The 17,137-nt window shown below is 74.7% G+C and carries 13 protein-coding genes; 3 read left to right on the top strand and 10 right to left on the bottom strand.

Translation table 11 applies throughout. The features are described 5' to 3' along the window. The first annotated feature begins 17 nt into the window (after positions 1 to 17). The gene (locus IEZ04_RS10525) at positions 18 to 659 is read left to right on the top strand and encodes a flavin reductase family protein (RefSeq protein ID WP_189216458.1); all 642 of its coding nucleotides are present in this window, start codon (positions 18 to 20) and stop codon (positions 657 to 659) included. A gap of 510 nt (positions 660 to 1,169) precedes the next feature. On the opposite strand, the gene IEZ04_RS10520 is transcribed toward IEZ04_RS10525, so the two are convergent. The 5 genes from IEZ04_RS10520 to IEZ04_RS10500 all read right to left on the bottom strand — a co-directional run bounded on the left by IEZ04_RS10520 (position 1,170) and on the right by IEZ04_RS10500 (position 6,161). Beyond that, positions 1,170 to 1,793, bottom strand: a complete 624-nt coding sequence (locus IEZ04_RS10520) for a tellurite resistance TerB family protein (protein WP_229820973.1) — start codon at positions 1,791 to 1,793, stop codon at positions 1,170 to 1,172. Between the two features lie 210 nt (positions 1,794 to 2,003). Further along, positions 2,004 to 3,089 carry a lytic polysaccharide monooxygenase auxiliary activity family 9 protein gene (locus IEZ04_RS10515; protein ID WP_189216457.1) on the bottom strand — a complete coding sequence of 362 codons (1,086 nt, stop codon included), beginning with the start codon at positions 3,087 to 3,089 and terminating at the stop codon, positions 2,004 to 2,006. 175 nt (positions 3,090 to 3,264) lie between these two features. Next, on the bottom strand, positions 3,265 to 4,413 hold the full coding sequence (locus IEZ04_RS10510) for a glycoside hydrolase family 12 protein (RefSeq protein WP_189216456.1): 1,149 nt from the start codon (positions 4,411 to 4,413) through the stop codon (positions 3,265 to 3,267). 159 nt (positions 4,414 to 4,572) lie between these two features. Beyond that, the gene (locus tag IEZ04_RS10505; protein WP_189216455.1) at positions 4,573 to 5,490 is read right to left on the bottom strand and encodes a class I SAM-dependent methyltransferase; all 918 of its coding nucleotides are present in this window, start codon (positions 5,488 to 5,490) and stop codon (positions 4,573 to 4,575) included. Between the two features lie 278 nt (positions 5,491 to 5,768). Then, on the bottom strand, positions 5,769 to 6,161 hold the full coding sequence (locus IEZ04_RS10500) for a hypothetical protein (RefSeq protein ID WP_189216454.1): 393 nt from the start codon (positions 6,159 to 6,161) through the stop codon (positions 5,769 to 5,771). 473 nt (positions 6,162 to 6,634) lie between these two features. Here IEZ04_RS10500 and IEZ04_RS10495 point away from each other — a divergent pair, with 473 nt between their 5' ends. Next, positions 6,635 to 7,927, top strand: a complete 1,293-nt coding sequence (locus IEZ04_RS10495) for a YeeE/YedE family protein (RefSeq protein ID WP_189216453.1) — start codon at positions 6,635 to 6,637, stop codon at positions 7,925 to 7,927. A gap of 78 nt (positions 7,928 to 8,005) precedes the next feature. Here IEZ04_RS10495 and IEZ04_RS10490 read toward each other — a convergent pair whose 3' ends face one another. The 4 genes from IEZ04_RS10490 to IEZ04_RS10475 all read right to left on the bottom strand — a co-directional run bounded on the left by IEZ04_RS10490 (position 8,006) and on the right by IEZ04_RS10475 (position 15,858). Further along, the gene (locus tag IEZ04_RS10490; RefSeq protein WP_189216452.1) at positions 8,006 to 11,533 is read right to left on the bottom strand and encodes a protein kinase domain-containing protein; all 3,528 of its coding nucleotides are present in this window, start codon (positions 11,531 to 11,533) and stop codon (positions 8,006 to 8,008) included. A gap of 115 nt (positions 11,534 to 11,648) precedes the next feature. Beyond that, positions 11,649 to 11,846 (bottom strand): hypothetical protein, encoded by a 198-nt coding sequence (locus IEZ04_RS10485; RefSeq protein WP_189216451.1) that lies wholly within the window; start codon positions 11,844 to 11,846, stop codon positions 11,649 to 11,651. Between the two features lie 194 nt (positions 11,847 to 12,040). Further along, positions 12,041 to 13,090, bottom strand: coding sequence for a low-specificity L-threonine aldolase (ltaE, locus tag IEZ04_RS10480; RefSeq protein WP_189216450.1), 1,050 nt, complete (start codon positions 13,088 to 13,090; stop codon positions 12,041 to 12,043). A gap of 47 nt (positions 13,091 to 13,137) precedes the next feature. Continuing rightward, positions 13,138 to 15,858 (bottom strand): SpoIIE family protein phosphatase, encoded by a 2,721-nt coding sequence (locus tag IEZ04_RS10475; protein ID WP_189216449.1) that lies wholly within the window; start codon positions 15,856 to 15,858, stop codon positions 13,138 to 13,140. 179 nt (positions 15,859 to 16,037) lie between these two features. Here IEZ04_RS10475 and IEZ04_RS10470 point away from each other — a divergent pair, with 179 nt between their 5' ends. Then, positions 16,038 to 16,511, top strand: a complete 474-nt coding sequence (locus IEZ04_RS10470) for a carboxymuconolactone decarboxylase family protein (RefSeq protein WP_189216656.1) — start codon at positions 16,038 to 16,040, stop codon at positions 16,509 to 16,511. 66 nt (positions 16,512 to 16,577) lie between these two features. On the opposite strand, the gene IEZ04_RS10465 is transcribed toward IEZ04_RS10470, so the two are convergent. Further along, complete coding sequence (locus IEZ04_RS10465) at positions 16,578 to 16,973, bottom strand: hypothetical protein (protein WP_189216448.1); 396 nt, start codon at positions 16,971 to 16,973, stop codon at positions 16,578 to 16,580. Positions 16,974 to 17,137 lie beyond the last annotated feature (164 nt).

Below are 17,137 nucleotides of genomic sequence, written 5' to 3'. Positions count from 1 at the left end.
GCGGATAACGTGCTGTCATGCGCGTCGACCACTCACCGGAATCCATGGATCCGGGCTCGTTCTACCGTCTGCTCACGGCCGTGATCGTGCCCCGGCCGATCGCCTGGGTCTCGACCCTCACCGGGGACGGCCGGACGGCCAACCTGGCACCGCACTCGTTCTTCACCGTCGCCTCCACGGATCCGCCGATCGTCCAGTTCACCTCCGTCGGGCGGAAGGACTCGCTGCGCAACGTCGAGGAGACGGGCGAGTTCGTCGTCAACTTCACCCCCGAGCCGCTCTTCGAGCAGATCAACGCGACGGCGACCGACTTCCCCGGCGACGAGGGCGAGTTCGAGGCGGTGGGGATCGAGCGGGAACCGTCGCTGCGGGTGAGACCGCCGCGCGTGGCCGCGTCCCCGGTGGCGCTCGAATGCACGCTGCACGCGACCCTGGGGCTGGGCAACTCGACAGTGGTGTTCGGCCGTGTCGTGCACGCCGTCGTGAGCGACGACGTCCTGGTGGACGGCCGGCCGGACATCGGGCTGCTGCGCCCCCTGGCCCGGCTGGGCGGCAACGAGTGGGGCACGGTCGGAGAGGTTCACGACCTGGCCCGCATCCGGTACCGCGACTGGGCCTCCGACCCGGCACGCCGACGCCCGGACGAGAATCCCGCCTGACCGCGCCTCCCGCTCCACGGCCGGCCGGTCAGCCGGCCGGAAACCACAACGACGCCCCGGCCGACGACCGTGCCGGGGCATCGCCCGGTGCGGCCGGGCGGAGGCGGTGCGCATGGCGTCGGACCGCGCCCCGGGTGTGGCCGCGGGTCACGGGCTCCGGTGCCCGCCGGCCGGAGGCGGGACCGGGGCGGGGACGTCACCGCCCGGCGTGGCCGGCGGACGTGAGACGCATGTCGCCGGACCGCGGCCCGGTGGTGGCCGCGGGGCACGGGGCGACGCGGCTCACGGGCCCCGGCGCCCGCCGGCCGCGGACCGGCCCCGGGGCGCCAGCGCCCGGCGGTCTGCGGACTGCGGACTGCGGCCTGCGGACCGCACCGCTGCGAAGGCGGCACGGTCACGGGACGACCGTGCCGAACGTCATGCGGGCCCACTGCCCCGTCGGCTGCGGGAGCCGCCCGGTCGCGGCGGCAGCGCCGGGCGGCGGAACGGACCTGCGAGTCCCGGCCGTCGTCAGATGCCGAACTCCGCGGGCGGGACGCCGAGGGCCGCGCAGGCCTCGCGGACGACGTACTGCTCGGACTGCTCGAAGTGCCCGTCCGCCCCCGCGACGACGATGCCGGTCTGGATGACCGCGCGGGCCTCCGCCGGCTTCTTGGCGGCCTTGGCGATCTCCTGGAGGGCCTCGGCCCGGCCCAGCTCGAAGTTGGCGACGAGCCGGTCCACGTGCTTGTTGAACCGCTGGCGCAGCTGGTCCGCGGGGAAGTTCTGCAGCACCTCGTTGGTGACGATCAGCTCCTCCACGCGCTGCCGCTCCGCCGGCTCCACGTGTCCGTCGGCCGCGGCCACCAGGGCGCACATCGCCATGCTGGCGTCCCGGTAGGCACCGCTCTTGAGCTCCGTCTTCACCGAGGCGAGCTGGGACTTCAGCAGCCCGATCAACTGGGCCTTGGAGCCGCCGGAGGGCGAGCCCTGCCCCTGACCGTACGGGCTGCCCTGCTGCCCCTGGCCATAGGGGCTGCCGTGCTGCCCCTGGCCGTACGGGCTCTGCCCCTGACCGTGCCCACCGGCTCCCCGTGAGCCCTGGGACTGCTGGAAGTTCTTGGCCTGGTCCTTGATCCGGTCCCACATCGCCACTGGTGCCACCTCGGCTTCTTCTTGCTGCCTGTCCGGCTCTTCGTCGTCGGTCGCGTCTTTGCGGTCCGTCAGGTCAACGCCCCCGGGCGCGGCCGGGTTCCCAAATGGTAAAGCAGAAGCAAAGGCCGCGCGGGTGCACGGCACGCCGGCGGGACCGACGCGCCGCGCGCCCGCGCGGCCACTGCTTCACACGGCTACCGCTTCATACCTCTACTGCACACAGCCGACCGTGCCGGCCGGGAAGTCGTTGCCGGTCGAGGTGGCGGTGAACCCGAAGGTCGCACTGCCGTCCGGGGCGATGGTGCGGTTGTGGTCCACGTTGCGCACGGTGACCGTACCGTCGGAGGCCGTGGACAGCGAACCGTTCCAGACGGCGCTGAGCTTCGTCCCGCTGCCGGGCTTCCAGGCCACCGCCCAGCCGTTCATGGGCGCGGTGTTGTGGTTCATCACCTCGACGGAGCCCTGGAAGCCGCCCGACCACGAACTGGTCACGTTGTACGTGGCCATGCAGCCGGTGTGCGGGTCCGTGGGGTCGGGCGCCGGGTCCGTGGGGTCGGGCGCCGGGTCCGGCGTGCCGCTCGAGCCACCGATGCCGGTCACCTCGCCGTTGCCGCCGTCGAAGACGACGTCGGAGCAGGAGAAGAAGTTCTCGGGGCTGTCCGAGCGCACCCACTGGATGAAGAGCAGCGCGTCACCGGAGCGGCCGGACGGCAGGTTCAGGTCCCAGTAGTAGTGGCCGCCGTCCGTGCCGACCGAGCCCTGCTGCGGCGGGTTCGTCACGGTCTGGATCAGGTCGAGGTCGCTCCAGCGCAGCGCGGACGTGGGTGACCAGCCCTGCTTGGTCAGGTAGACCTTGAAGTCACCCGGGTGCGCCGCCCAGTTGCTGTACTTGACCCGCATGCTCTTCCCGGAGGTCAGATGGGTCCGGGGCCAGTCGGCGCGGGCCGCGTTGTAGGCGGAGAAGTCGTACGGGGAACGGTTGCCGGCGCTGCACAGGGTGCCGTCCGGCACGTAACCGGCGCCGCGGCCGGCCGCGTTGGAGTCGAGCACAGCGAACCAGTTGTACAACGGCGTCCCGCCGCTCTTGTCCAGCGCGGCCCGGCAGGCCGGGTTCGACGGGTTCAGGGCGCCGTTGCCGCTGCGGCCGTCCAGGTAGCACAGGTACGTGCGCGATCCGGGCGTCATCGCCACTCCGTGCGCCTCGGCGCGGTCCTTCCCCAGCAGGGTCAGGCCGAGCGCCGCGAGCAGAGTGGCGAAGGCGGTCGCCACCACGAGGATTCTGCTGCGTCGAGCCACGTTCGCTCCATTCGGGTGGTCAGGGGTCAGGCAGTCGGGGTTACGGGTCGGTGGTCGGGTGATCGGTGGCGGTGGTCGGGTGGTCCAGTGCTGGGCCCTCGCCCCCGCCGGGGAACGTGCCGCCCGGAGGGGCGAGGGAGATCGGGGGCCCGCCCGACGTCGGCGGTCCGTCGCGCTAGCCGGCCGTGCAGGCGACGCCGTTCAGGGTGAAGCCGTCCGGCTCGGCGAACGTGCCGCTGTAGGTCCCCTGGAGGCCGAACGTCTGGCTGCCCCCGGACGCGATCCGCGCGTTGTGGCCGAGGCCGCTCGCCGTGACCGCGCCCGAGGCGCCCGTGAGCGAGGCGTTCCAGGCGCTCGCGACGCGCTGCCCCGCGGGCAGGGCGAAGGCGAGCCGCCAGTCGTCGACGGGGACCGCGCCGGTGTTGGTCACGGTGACGTCCGCGGTGAAGCCGCCCGGCCAGACGTTCGTCGCGTAGGACACCTCGCAGGTCGCCTGCCCGCCGGGGTCCCCGGGCACGCCCGGGGTGCCGCCGCCGGTGGTGACGGTCGAGGAGAACGACTGCACGGCGAGCCCCGCGCCGTTCTGCCAGGGCTCGAAGCCCGCCTGGACGCTCGTCAGGTACCAGCTGTTCTGCGCCAGTCCACGGGAGACGGTCTCGCGGACGAAGTCCATCACGTCGAAGCTCCAGCTGCCGATCGCCGCCGGGGCGACGAAGGACAGGACGTCGTTGGAGCCGTTGCTGCCCGACCACACCTGCCAGGACCGCCCGGCGACCGTGGCCGTGCCCACCTGCGAGCCGATGGGCTGGATCGGGCCGACCTTGTTGAACCAGATCATGATCTCGGTCCGGTTCACGCCGTCCGTGCGGGGCGTCGGGTCCAGCCAGATATCGTACGAGGCGTTGTAGACGGCGTTGCCGGCATACGTGTACGTGATGCTGCTGGGCGCACTGGAGATGCCACTGATCCGCGCGGGGAGGTTCGTGCCCGGGGAGCAGGTGGTGTAGTGACACCCGTTGAAGATCGACGGGTACGACTTCGGAGCGCCGTTCGTCGGCACCGAGCCGTCGGCCTGCGTCACCCGGAAGCCGGTGTCCGTGGCGGTGACGCACTGGGTGCCGCTGCTGCCCCAGCGGTTGTTCTGGACGACGTAGCGCCCCTGGACGGTCGTCGTGCCGAAGGGCTCGCAGAGCGTGGTGTCCGCCTGGGCCGCTGGGACGGCGGTGACCATGGCCGCGAGGGCGGCCAGAGCGGTGACCAGCGCCCCGAGGAGGGTGCGCAGTAAGTGTCGGCGGGGACGCGGGTGGAGCGAGGACGGTCGCATGCGGGGGGTTCCTCTCAACGGGAGGGCGCCGTGGGGACGCGAGTGCGGGAGGTGCTCGGGCCCGGCTTCACGCAGCCCATATGGGAGCGCTCCCACTTCTCCGGTTGCCTCGGGACTCTAGAGTCGGTTCATGTCCCTGACAAGACGGGGCGCACGGAATTACCGAGACACCGCCCGCTCCTCGCGGCGGAACAGCGCCGTCCACAGGAAGGGCTCGCCGAAGCACGCGGATCCCGCGGGCTCGTCCCGCATCCGCCGCATCTCGATCTCCGTGAGGCCCGAGAAGATGTGCCTCAGGGACTCCGGGGTGTAGGCGAGACCGCCCTCGAGACGGCGGCGCCGGTAGAACTCCGCGTCGGACAGCTCGGATCCGGAATTCTCGGCGCCCGCGGCGAAGCAGGTCAGCCCGAACAGGCCGCCGGGGGCGAGGAACCTGTCGAGGAACGCCAGGTAGGTGACGCGGCGGTGGGGCGGCAGATGATGGAAGCAGCCGGAGTCGTAGATCAGGTCGTACGGGCCGGTCAGCCGCTCCGACCCGTTGGCTCCGGTGAGTTCGGCGGAAGCGCCGGACCCGGCGGACCCGCCTGGGCCGGTGGGGCCGGCGGACCCGGTGGGCGCGGCGGACCCGGTGGGCGCGGCGGACCCGGTGGGGGCGGTGAGGCCGGCGGACCCGGTGACTCCGTCACCTCCGGCCGCCATCACCGGCGAGAACGCGTCCCCGCAGAGGAACCGCACGTCCGCCCCCGCCTCGCGCGCCCGCTCCCGGGCCCAGGCGATGGCCGCGGGCGACAGGTCCACGGCGTCGACCTCGAAGCCGAGCGAGGCCAGACGGAGGGCGTTGCGGCCCGGTCCGCACCCCAGGTCCAGCGCACGGCCCGGGGTGAGCAGACCGCGGTCGGCGTACGAGACCAGGTTCTCGTCCGGTGCCGCAACGAAGAACGGCACCGGTCCGGAACGATCCGCGTAGAAGGCGTCCCACCAGTCACCGGCGTCACCCGTCCAGCGGTCGGCGTTCCCGGCGAACAGGCCGTCCAGAAGCCGCAGCACGTCCTCGACCGTGCGCGTGGAGCGGTCCACTCGCGCACCTCCCCCTCTTCCCGTCACGCTGCCGACGTCGGCGATCGTAGCCCCAACGGGTACGAAAGCCCAGCTCAGGCGGCATGCGCGGAAGCGGTGTACGGTCACGCTGCGGGCTGTCGGCGACCGGCCGGACTCCGGCCGCAGGGCAGGGCGCGCGGGACACGCACGCCTTCCCCAACGGCCGTCACGGGGCCTTTCCCGCCGTACTCGGCGTCCCTGCATCACGCACCACGCCCCGGCCCCCGGCATCGGGTCCCAACGCGGCGCGATCCGGCTCAGGCGACGAGCGTCCGGGTCCCCGCGGGCGCCGGCCGGACGGGTATGCGCACCGCCGCGGCCGGTCTGCGGACGGCCGGCGCCGGAGTGCGCGCGGGCCAGACGCGGTACGTGGTCTTGCCCGGGTCCTCGAGGGGGTCGCCGAGCAGGATCCGCCCCGCGGAGTGCAGCCGGTCGCAGACGTCGGTCGGCAGGGCGACGTAGCAACCGCCCCTGTTGGTGCGGGCGTCGAACGGCTGCCAGTAGCCGTACCGCCGCCGTCCGCTCGCGTGCACGCTGACGAACACCGGGGTGCGGGGATCGGCGATGATGCGGAACACTCCGGCGTCGACGGCGTCGGACGGGACAGCGGAACGGTAGGGGGAGAGGGGCCGGTCGACGACGGATGACATCAGCGGTTGCCTTTCCTGGGGCAGGAACTCAAGATCACTTGTCCAATCGAACCAGATGCCGATCTCCTTTACCCAACTTCCCCCTGAACTTGTTCCGTTGAGCGTGCACCGGTGCACGACCACCGCGCCCGTTCCCCGGCCCGCGGGCCGCCCTCGCCCACGTCCGGACGTACGCGGGCCGAGCGCCCCCCCACCCCGCTGTTCCGGTCCGCCGTTCCGGCCCGCCGTCTCATCCCGCCTTCCACATGGCGAGACGGCGGGGCGTTCGGAACGTCCCAGTCCGTATATTCGTACGCATGTCTGCATCCGCCCCGTCGTCGCGCCTCGGCCTCGCGCTGTTCGCGCACTCGGCGTGGTGCGTCGACGACGGCCTCTGTCGCCGCTGAGCCCAGCGCCCGCCGCGCGTCAGTCGCGCCGCCGGCCGGTACCGCTCCGTCCCCGCCGTCCCCCGTGCATCACACCGGAGAACCTCCGTGACCACCGCACCACCCGCCGGGCAGGCCGCGCCGTCGCGTGCGACCGCCGTCCTGTTCACTCCCTCCCCCACCTCCTCGCCCCGGCCCGAGGCGCCGCCCCTGCAGCCGGTGCGGCGGACGCCGCTCGTGGTGGCCGGGCTGCTCTCCGTGGCCCTGACCGCGTACGTGTGGGCCACGCACGGCGCCAAGCCGGGCGTGCTGCTCCTGCTGGGGATCGGGCTGGGCGTCGCGCTCTTCCACTCCCGGTTCGGCTTCACCTCCGCCTGGCGGCAGCTCGTCGCGGTCGGCAACGGCGTCGGGCTGCGCGCGCACGCGCTGCTCCTCGGTACCACGGCCACCCTGTTCGCCCTGATCATCGGTACCGGGACCGGGCTGTTCGGCTCGCAGCCCGCGCCGTCCGGCGGGTCGATCGGCGTCGGCCTGATCGTCGGCTCGGCGCTCTTCGCGATCGGCATGCAGCTCGGCGGCGCCTGCGCCTCGGGCACCCTCTACGTGGTCGGCTCGGGGCAGACCTCGGTGCTGCTGACCCTCGGCGGATTCGTCCTCGGCGCCACGCTCGCCGCCTGGCGGTTCGACCTGTGGAAGGACCTCCCCGCCTGGGAGCCGGTCGTCATGTCCGACCACATCGGCTGGTTCGGCTCGTGGGCCGTGACCATCGCCGCGCTGCTGCTCGTGGTGCTGGTCAGCCGGCGGGTCCAGGCCCGCCGCAACCCGCCGCCGCTCGGGCCCGTGCCCTCGGCGCGCGGTGCGGCCCTGCGGGCGCTGCGCGGTTCCTGGCCGCTGGCCGCGGGCGCCCTGGCGCTGGCCGTGCTCGGCGCGGGCGTGCTGCTGGTGTCCGGCGGCGCCTGGGGCATCACGAGCGCCTTCAGCCTGTGGGGTTCGGAGCTGGTGCGCGCGCTCGGCGGGCACCCGGAGACCTGGACGTTCTGGCAGCAGCCCGGCAACGCCAGGATGCTGGCGGGCCCGGTCCTCGCCGACAAGAACAGCCTCACCGACATCGGCATCATGCTGGGCGCGGCGGTCGCCGCCTCGCTCGCCGGCACCTGGGCCCTGCACCGCGGCATCCCCTGGCGCACGGCCCTCGCGTCGGTGCTCGGCGGTGTGCTGATGGGCATCGGCGCCCGGCTGGCCGGCGGCTGCAACATCGGCGCCTACCTCGCGGGCATCGCCTCGGGCAGCCTCAGCGGCTGGCTGTGGGGAGCGTTCGCGCTGGCCGGCACGTGGGTGGGGCTGAAGCTGCGCCCGCTGTTCGGCCTGGGCAACCCGAAGCCGGGCGACGGCGTCTGCTGACGGGGCGGGCGCGCTCCCGTCCCGTCAGCGGACCTCTCCCGTCCGTCGGCCCCCTCCCCGTCAGTCGGCCCCTCCCCGTCAGGAGGGGCACACCGCCTTCGTCGACTGTCCCCGGAGGTACGCGGCCCGTTCGTTCGGGGTGAGGTCCCGGCCGACGACCTCGCAGATCCGGGCGATCGCCGCGGCCTGGTTCAGCAGGTTCACGTCCCACAGCCGCACCGTACGGTCCCCGCCGCCCGAGGCGAGGGTGCGGCCGTCGGACCGGAAGGCCACCGCCTCCACCGCGCCCCGGTGGCCGGTCAGGGTCGTACGGGACCGGCCGCCGGCGGGGTCCCACAGCCGCACCGTACGGTCCTCGCCGCCCGAGGCCAGGGTCCGCCCGTCCGGGGAGAACACCACCGCGTCCACGCCGCGCCGATGGCCGACGAGGGTGGTGCGGACCCGGCCGGTGGCGGCGTCCCACAACCGCACCGTACGGTCCTCGCTCCCCGACGCCAGCGTCCGCCCGTCCGGGGAGAACACCACGGCGCGCACCGCTCCCTGGTGCCCCGGCAAGGTCGCGCGGACCCGGCCGGTGGCGGCGTCCCACAGCCGCACCGTACGGTCCTCGCTCCCCGACGCCAGGGTCCGCCCGTCCGGGCTGAACACGACCGAGTCCACCGCCCGCACGTGGCCGGAGAGCGTACGCAGCGGGCGGCCCGTCGCCGCGTCCCACAGCCGCACCGTACGGTCCGCGCCGGCCGTGGCCATTGTGTGCCCGTCGGCGCTGAACGCCACCGCCCGCACCGCGCCCTGCCGCCCGTCCAGGGTCGTACGGGACCGGCCGCCGGCGGCGTCCCACAGCCGCACCGTACGGTCCTCGCCGCCCGACGCCAGGGTCCGCCCGTCCGGGGAGAACACCACCGCGTCCACCGCCCCCGCGTGGCCGGTGAGCGTACGGCGCAGGCGGCCCGTCGCCGGGTCCCACAGCCGCACCGTACGGTCGCCGCTCGCCGTCGCCAGAACGTTTCCTCCCGGACCGAACGCCACCGCCCCCACGTCGCCCCGGTGCCCGGTGACGGTACGGGCGCGGACGGTGGTGGGATCCCACAGCCGCACCGAGCGGTCGTCGCTGCCCGTGGCCAGGGTGTGCCCGTCGGCGCTGAACGCCACCGACTTGACCGCGCCCTGGTGGCCGGTGAGGGTGCGGGCGTGGCCGGTGGCGGTGTCCCACAGCCGCACCGTGCGGTCCTCGCTGCCGGTGGCCAGGAAGTGCCCGTCGGGACTGAAGGCCACCGAGCTCACGTAGCCCTGGTGGCCGGTCAGGGTGGCGCGGGGCCGGCCCGTGGTGACGTCCCACAGCCGTGCCGTACGGTCGTCGCTGCCCGTGGCCAGCGTCCTCCCGTCGGGGCTGAACGCCACCGACTCGATCGTGCGCCGGTGACCGGTGAGGACGCGCAGCCGACCGGACGCCGGGTCCCACAGCCGCACCTTGTCGTCGTCGCTGCCGAGGGCCAGGACGCGCCCGTCGGGGCTGAAGGCCACCGCGTTCATGTGCCCCTGGTCGCCGAGGCGGGCGCGGGTGCGGAAGGTGCCGGTGTCCCACAGCCGCAGCGTGCCGTCGTCGCTCGCGGTGGCCAGGGTGCGCCCGTCGGGGCTGAACGCGATCCCGTCCACGTCGTCCCGGTGGCCGGTGAGGGTGGTGCGCAGCCGGCCGGTGGCGGTGTCCCAGAGCCTCGCCGTGCGGTCGTCGCTGCCCGTGGCCAGGATCTTCCCGTCGGGGCTGAGCGCCACCGCGTTCAGGTAACCCCGGTGGCCCTCGAGGGCGCGGGCGTGGCCGGTGGTGGTGTCCCACAGCCGTGCCGTGTTGTCCTCGCTGCCGGTGGCCAGGACGCGTGCGTCGGGCCCGTAGGCCACCGAGGTCACGCTGGCCTCGTGGCCGGTGAGGGTACGGCGCAGCGGGAAGGCCGCCGCGTCGAACAGGCTCTCGGTGGCCTCCCTGGTGGGGCTGGCGCGGTAGGCCTGGACGGCCAGCAGGGAGGCCAGATCGGGGTTGCTGTCGAGGATCGAGCCCGACTGGGTGGCGAGCTGCCGGGACAGGGCCTGCTGCTTCGCGGTGAGCGCGTCGATGGCGGTGCCGCGCTGCCACAGGGCCACGCCGGCGGAGAGCAGCGTCAGCAGGAGCGCGCCGGTCAGGACGGTGTTGAGGCGGCGGGCCCGGCGCGCGCGGTGGACCTCGGCCTCCTGGCTGGCCTGGAGGAACGCCCGCTCCACCCGGTTCGCGCGCAGCCGGGTGGGGGCGGTGGCGGCCCAGGCGAGGGCGTCGTGCAGGGCGGTGCCGCGCGCCAGGTCGTCCGGGCGCCGCCCGCCCCGCTGCCAGGTGCGGGCGGCCGCGCCCAGCCGCCGGTGCACGCGGAGCCCGGCGCGGTCGGTGTCCGCCCAGGTCCGCAGCCGGGGCCAGGCCCGGAGCACCGCCGCGCTCGCCGGCCGGACGGTGGTGCCCTCGTGCACGAGCACGGCGGGGTGCGCGAAGGCCGTGAGCACCTGGCGCACGCGGGCCTGCTCGTGCTCCGGCCGGTCCGCCAGCAGTTCGGCCTCGTCGGCGGTGCGGACGCTGTCGTGGGAGCCGTCCGGGGCGCTGCCCGGCACCACCAGGCGCAGCCACACCTCGCGGGCGACCGCCTGTACCTCGGGCGACAGGGACCGGTAGGCGGCCTCGGCCGCCTCACCCACCGCCGGGGTGACCGCGCCCTCCGCGAGGGGCCCGCTGCCCGCGGCGTGGGCGCCGGCCCGCAGCGCCTGGAGGGTGGCGTCGGTGACGCCGTCGCCGCCGAGCAGGCGCAGCAGCAGGGCGGCGGCGCCGGGCCGGTCCTCGGGCCGCTTGGCCAGCGCGTCGTGGACCAGCGGCTGCAGCGGCTCGGGCAGGGCGGACAGGTCGGGGTCGTACTCCATGGCGCGGACGACGGCCTCGCCGAGGTTCTCGCCGCGGAACGGCTCGGTGCCGGTCGCGGCGTACAGCACGACCGCGCCCCAGGCGAACACGTCCGCCGCGGCGTCGGCGTGCCGTCCCTGGAGGGTCTCCGGGGCCAGGTAGCCGACGGTGCCCATGACGGCGCCGGTCTCGGTGAGCGTCATCTCCGCGGTGCGGGCGATACCGAAGTCGATGACGCGCGGGCCGTCCGGGCCCAGCAGCACGTTGCTCGGCTTCAGGTCGCGGTGCACCACTCCGGCCTGGTGGATCGCGGCCAGCGCGGTGACCACCCCGGTCGCCAGCCGCAGCAGGGCGTCCCCGCGCAGCGGGCCCGCGATCCGCACCGCCGCCGCCAGGTTCGGCCCGGGCACGAACTCGCTGACGATGTACGGGCTCTCCGCCTCGGTGTCCGCGTCCAGCACCCGGGCCGTGCAGAAGGACGCCACCCGCTGCGCCGCCCGCACCTCCTTGGCGAACCGGGACCGCGCCCTCGGCCCCGAGGCGACGTCCGGGTGCAGCACCTTCACCGCCACGCGTGCCCCGGCGGGACCGTACGCCTCGTAGACGACGCCCTGCGCACCGGAACCCAGCCGCGCCGCCAGCCAGTACTCGCCCAGCCGCTGCGGGTCCTCCGGGAACAGACTGCGGCGGCTCATACGGGGTCCCCCCTCAAGCCTCTGGGACGATCCGGACGGAACGTAGCGCGGACCCGGCACGCGCGACAGGGCCACTCGTCCTGTGGACGGGCGGGACATCGGCCCGGTTCCGCCGTCAGGACGCGGGAACGGCGATCAGGCGGTGCAGCGGCCGGACGAGCAGGCAGGTCAGCCGCCAGGCGGCGAACAGTGCGGCGGCCGACACCGGCGGCCGCAGGAGCGCGACCAGCAGCCGGAAACAGCCGGCCACGACCAGGGCCGCGGTGCACAGGATCAGGGGAAGGCCGGTGGCCGCCTCCACGGGCATCCGCATCCCGCGCCCCCGTCCCCCCTGCCTCCCGCTGCCTCCCGCTGCCTCGGCCGGGACCCGGCGCCGTCAGGTGTCCGGCGCCGGGTCCGTCCGTAGTGCTCCCCGTACGGCATCGTGCCCGACGGCGCGCACGCGCGCATTGCCGGTGCCCGGCAGGGTTCGGGCGGCTCCGGGTGCCGGGGCGTCGCCGTCCCCGCTCAGGCGACGCCCTCGGTCAGGACCTCCCGCACCACGCGTGCCGCGCGCTCCGTGTCCGCCCGTGAGACACCGAGGTGGAACACGAACCGCAACCGGGGCCGGCCGCCCGTGCACAGCACGCCCCGGGCCGCGAGCCGCTCCACCAGGTCCCGCGGGGCGACGCCGGGGACGGGCCGGGCGAAGACCATGTTGGTGCGGGCCGCGCCGGTCTCCAGTCCCGGTACTCCGTCGAGCGCCCCGGCGAACAGGGCCGCGTTGGCGTGGTCCTCGGCCAGCCGCTCGACGTGGTGGTCCAGCGCGTACGACGCGGCCGCCGCGAGGACGCCCGCCTGCCGCAGCCCGCCGCCCAGCACCTTGCGCCACCGCCGGGCCTCGCCGACGAACTCCCGCGAGCCGAGCAGCACCGAGCCCACCGGCGCGCCCAGGCCCTTGCTGAAGCACACCGACACGCTGTCGAAGTGCTCCGTGATCCGCCGCGCCGCCGCGTAGGGGTCGCCGCCGCCCGCCACCGCCGCGTTGAACAGCCGGGCACCGTCCAGGTGCGTCGCCAGCCCGTGCTTGCGGGCCGGTGCCGTGGCCGCCGCCAGGTCCTCGGGAGCGATCACCGCGCCGCCGAGCGTGTTCTCCAGGCACAGCAGCCGGGTCCGCGCGAAGTGCGGGTCGTCCGGCTTGACCGCCGCCTCGACGTCCGCCGGGTCGAGCGTCCCGTCCGCCCGGTGCGGCAGCGGCTGCGGCTGGATCCCGCCGAGCACGGACGCCCCGCCGCCCTCGTGGGTGAAGATGTGCGCGTCGGCCCCGGCGACGTACTCGTCACCGCGCCCGCAGTGGGCGAGCAGCGCGCACAGGTTGCTCTGGGTGCCCGAGGAGACGAACAGCGCGGCGGGGAAGCCGAGCAGGTCCGCCACCCGCTCCTGGAGCGCGTTCACGGTGGGGTCGTCGCCGAACACGTCGTCGCCCACCTCGGCGTGCGCCATGGCGGCGCGCATCGCGTCGGTGGGGCGGGTGACGGTGTCGCTCCGCAGGTCTATGGGGTGGTCCACGTCGTTCATGCCTCCTTCCTACCGGTCCGCCTCACCGGCGGTGCCCGCGGGGGCGGTCAGGACGGCGGGGTGGAGCGCACCGCGAGGACGGCGACGTCGTCGGTGCTGTCCGCGGCCAGGCCGATGAGGAGTTCGTCGCAGAAGACGTGGAGCGGTTCGCGCGCCAGGGCGGCGGCGTGCCGGCGGAGGCGGGTCATGGCGTCGTCGAGGTGTTCCCCGCGGCGCTCGATCAGGCCGTCGGTGTACAGGAGCAGCGTCGAGTCGGGCGGCAGTTCCGCGTGGGCGGTCGGGCGGGGCATCTCCGGGTCCAGGCCGATCAGCAGGCCCGCCGCCGCGTCGAGGAAGCGGGTGTCGCCCTCCCGGGTGGCCAGCAGGGGCGGCAGGTGTCCGGCGAGCGAGTAGTGCAGGGTCTGGGAGCCGCTCGCGGGGTCGTCCTTGACCAGGCCGTAGATGCAGGTGGCGGTGGCGTGCCGGTAGAGGGTGTGGCTGGCGAGGTCCAGCCGGCGCAGCACGTCCCCGGGCGGTTCCTGCCGGTCGACCGCGATGCCGCGCAGCATGTTGCGCAGTGCGCTCATGGCGACGGCCGCCTTCAGATCGTGTCCGGTGACGTCGCCGATGACCAGCACGGTGTCGCCGCCGGGCACGACGAAGGCGTCGTACCAGTCGCCGCCGACCTGCGCGCTGGCGGACGACGGCGCGTAGCGGGCGGCCAGCTGCAGGTGCCCGGTGTCCGGCAGCGCGGGCAGCAGGGAACGCTGGAGGCGCTCGGCGATGCTCAGCGTCTCCTGGTACAGGCGGGCGTTGTCCACACCGAGGGCCAGTGCCGCGGCCACGTCGGAGACGAGGGGCAGGTCCTCGTCCGTGAACGGGCGCTGCCCGCCGATCCGGGCCACCGTCAGGGCGCCGAGGACCTCCCTGCGGGCGCGCAGCGGGGCGACGACGGCGCTGCGCGCGCCCAGCTGCTCGAACAGGTCGAGCTGACGGGCGTCCAGCGCGCTGGTGGCCTGGTCCGGCGGCGGGATCTCGGTGAGCAGCAGGGGGCCCGCGCCGCGCAGCACCCGGGGCAGCGGTCCCCGCCCGGCCTCGGACACCGGCGGGAGCCTGCCCTCGTACGCCTCGGGCGGCAGCGCCTCGGTGTCGTGGTGGACGACGCAGACCCGGTCCACCTGCTCGTGCTCGTCCAGCAGGTCCACCACGCACCAGTCGGCCAGCTGTCCCGCCAGCACCTCGCACACCCGCCGCACCAGCGCGTCCAGGTCCGGGGTGCCGGCCAGTGCGCTCCTGGTGTCGGCCAGCAGGGAGAGCCCCTCCAGCGCCGTCAGGTGCGCGTCCTCCCGGCCCGGTCCCGCCGATGCCGTGCGCGCGCCGCCGGCCGCCGGTCGCGGCCCGGCCGTGTGCCCCGGGGCCTCGGTACGCGCTGCCTCCCTGTCCGCCGCGGGCTCCGGACGCGGCTCGTCCGGTTCCTCGCCCGGCTCGCGCCGGCCGCTTCCGGCGGTGTCGGGCGAGGCGGCGGGTGCGCTCGCCCTGGGGATGAGCTGGGCGACGAACACGGTGCGGCCGTCGGCGGCCTCCTGGGTCTGGATGAAGAGGCGGACGGGCAGCAGCCCGCCGTCGCGGTGCAGCGCCGGGAGCGGTACCGAACGGCCCAGGATGCGGGGCTCCCCGGTGAGCAGCAGGGAGGTGAACGCGGCCAGGTGACGTTCCCGCAGGTGTTCGGGGACGAGGGCGGTGATCCGCTGCCCGAGCAGTTCGTCGGCGTGCCAGCCCAGCAGGTCCGCCGCGGCCCGGTTCGCCGCGATGATCTGGTTGGCGTCGTCGGCGGCGATCGTCGGGACCCTGCTGTCCTCGACCTGCCGGGTGTCCCACGGCGTCAGTTCGGACGGCCTCGCACTGGGCTCCCGGGGGACGAGCGTCCACGCCGTAGGTTCCTCGCCGGCGAGCTGGCGGGTGATCTCCTCGAACAGCCAGTCGCGGAAGGCGCGCATCTGGGGCAGGCTCGGCCGGCTGAGCAGGAGCTCCTGCCGGGCGGCCCGTTCGGCACGGACGAGCACCCGGCGCAGGACGGGGACGGCCTTCATGGCCTCCGGCGGGAGGGACACGCCGACGGTGACCATGTCCGCCCCGGAGGGGTGCGCGCGCAACGCCTGCGTCACGCGGCCGCTGATCAGGGCGCTGATGTCGTGGGCGGTGGCGAGGTCCGCCGGCCGCACACCGAGCCGGGCTCCGGCGGACGGGGCGAGGAGGAGCTCGCGCAGCAGCGCGTGCCGGTGCTGCTGCGACGCCGAGTACAGCGCGCACGGCAGATCGACCAGTGTGACGTTCCCGGCCGGGCAGTCGCGCGGTTCGGGAAGGAAGGAGCCGGGGGGCGCGGGCGGCGCGTCCTCGGGGCGGAGCTCGAACCACACCGCCTTGCGGTCCCCGTCGGTCGTGACGCCGTGGCGGGACGCCAGCCGTTCGACCAGGGTCCAGCCCCATCCCGTGGCGGCGTAGGGGTGGCCGTACCACGGGACCACGGGGCGGTCCGGCCTGTCGTCGAGGACCCGTACGTCCACCGTGCCGCCGGCCGTCCGGACCCGCACCTCGCACTCGCCGCGGGCATGCAGCACCGCGTTGGTCACCAGCTCGCCGGCCAGCAGCTCGGCCACGTCCCGCGCGGCCGGTCCGACGCCTGCGGCGGCGCCGTCGACAGCATCCCGCACGAACCGCCGGGCCGCCGCCGCACTGTCCGCTCGCGCGGGGAACCGCCGTGAGATCCCCGGCGGATCAGGGCTGTCCATGGTCTCAGTGTGCGCCACCCGGCCGCCCGGCGGCCGCCTGACACGCGACGCGCGGGCCGCCGGGTCGCCGGGTCGCCGGGTCGCCTCGGGAGAGACGCACGTCACATCCGTTCCTGTCACACGGCGCCGGGCTGTCCCGTCAGAGATGTGCAAGCACCTTCGACGGCATGGGAGTCACCGTGGACGCTCGTCTCAACCTGTTCGGCAACCCGGTCTCGGGCAAGCTCATGCGGCACTTCAACTCGGCGGGCAAGGTCATCGCCGACTCGGCGCTGCCGGCCGCGACGCAGGAACTGGTGAAGATCCGCGCCAGCCAGATCAACGGCTGCGGCTTCTGCACCGACATGCACACCAAGGAGGCGGCCCACGCCGGGGAGACCTCCCTCCGCCTCAACATGATCGCGGCCTGGCGGGAGGCGACGGTCTTCACCGAGGCCGAGCGCGCCGCCCTGGAGCTGACCGAGCAGGGCACCCGCATCGCCGACGCGGCCGGGGGCGTCACCGACGAGGCGTGGGCGGAGGCCGCCAAGCACTACGACGAGGACCAGCTCGCCGCCCTGGTGGCCCTCATCGCCCTCATCAACACCTACAACCGTCTGAACGTCATCGTCCGGCAGCCCGCCGGCGACTACGAGGTCGGCCAGTTCGGATGACCCGCGTGCGGCACCCGGCCCGGGGGCACCGCCTCCGGGCCGGCAGGCCGCCCCGATCCCCTGCCGTCAGGCGACGAGCGTCTCCCGCACCGGGCGCACGGGCGGGACGGGCGGCACGGGCATGCGTACCGCCGGGGCGGCCGGCCTGCGGCGGGCGGGCGGGGCCGGGACGTCGCCGGGCGTGACGCGGTACGTGGTCTTTCCCGGGTCCTCCAGCGCGTCACCGAGCGCGATGTGTCCCGCGGAGTGCAGCCGGTCGCATATCTCGGTCGGCAGGGCGACGTAACAGCCGCCCCTGTTGGTACGGGCGTCGAACGCCTGCCAGTAGCCGTACCGGCGCCGCCCGCCCGCGTGCACGGTGACGAACACCGGCGTACGGGAGTCGCAGATGATGCGCAGCACGTCGGCGTCGGCGGCCTCGAACGGGATCTCGGAACGGGAGCGGGAACGGGTCGCGAACATGGTCAGACCCCCGCCCTCGCCAGGTACGGGATCCCGGGGCGCCGGGAGGCCTCGAGCGGCGTATCGGATTCCCCCGCTGCCCTGCGGAACTCGGTGGACAGAGCGACGGTCGGAGACTGCTGGGCGACGGGTGACATCAACTGCTGCCTTTCCGGGATCAGGTG

The sequence above is a fragment of the Streptomyces ruber genome, assembly GCF_014648075.1.
Taxonomy (GTDB): Bacteria; Actinomycetota; Actinomycetes; order Streptomycetales; family Streptomycetaceae; genus Streptomyces; species Streptomyces ruber.
This window is presented reverse-complemented; position numbering and strand designations above follow the sequence as displayed.

What these genes read in the sequence shown, in the direction of transcription:
- IEZ04_RS10490 (WP_189216452.1), bottom strand. Translation starts at nt 11,533, where the DNA reads ATGAGCCGCCGCAGTCTGTTCCCGGAGGACCCGCAGCGGCTGGGCGAG.
- IEZ04_RS10525 (WP_189216458.1), top strand. Translation starts at nt 18, where the DNA reads ATGCGCGTCGACCACTCACCGGAATCCATGGATCCGGGCTCGTTCTAC.
- IEZ04_RS10500 (WP_189216454.1), bottom strand. Translation starts at nt 6,161, where the DNA reads ATGTCATCCGTCGTCGACCGGCCCCTCTCCCCCTACCGTTCCGCTGTC.
- IEZ04_RS10475 (WP_189216449.1), bottom strand. Translation starts at nt 15,858, where the DNA reads ATGGACAGCCCTGATCCGCCGGGGATCTCACGGCGGTTCCCCGCGCGA.
- ltaE (WP_189216450.1), bottom strand. Translation starts at nt 13,090, where the DNA reads ATGAACGACGTGGACCACCCCATAGACCTGCGGAGCGACACCGTCACC.
- IEZ04_RS10465 (WP_189216448.1), bottom strand. Translation starts at nt 16,973, where the DNA reads ATGTTCGCGACCCGTTCCCGCTCCCGTTCCGAGATCCCGTTCGAGGCC.
- IEZ04_RS10485 (WP_189216451.1), bottom strand. Translation starts at nt 11,846, where the DNA reads ATGCGGATGCCCGTGGAGGCGGCCACCGGCCTTCCCCTGATCCTGTGC.
- IEZ04_RS10510 (WP_189216456.1), bottom strand. Translation starts at nt 4,413, where the DNA reads ATGCGACCGTCCTCGCTCCACCCGCGTCCCCGCCGACACTTACTGCGC.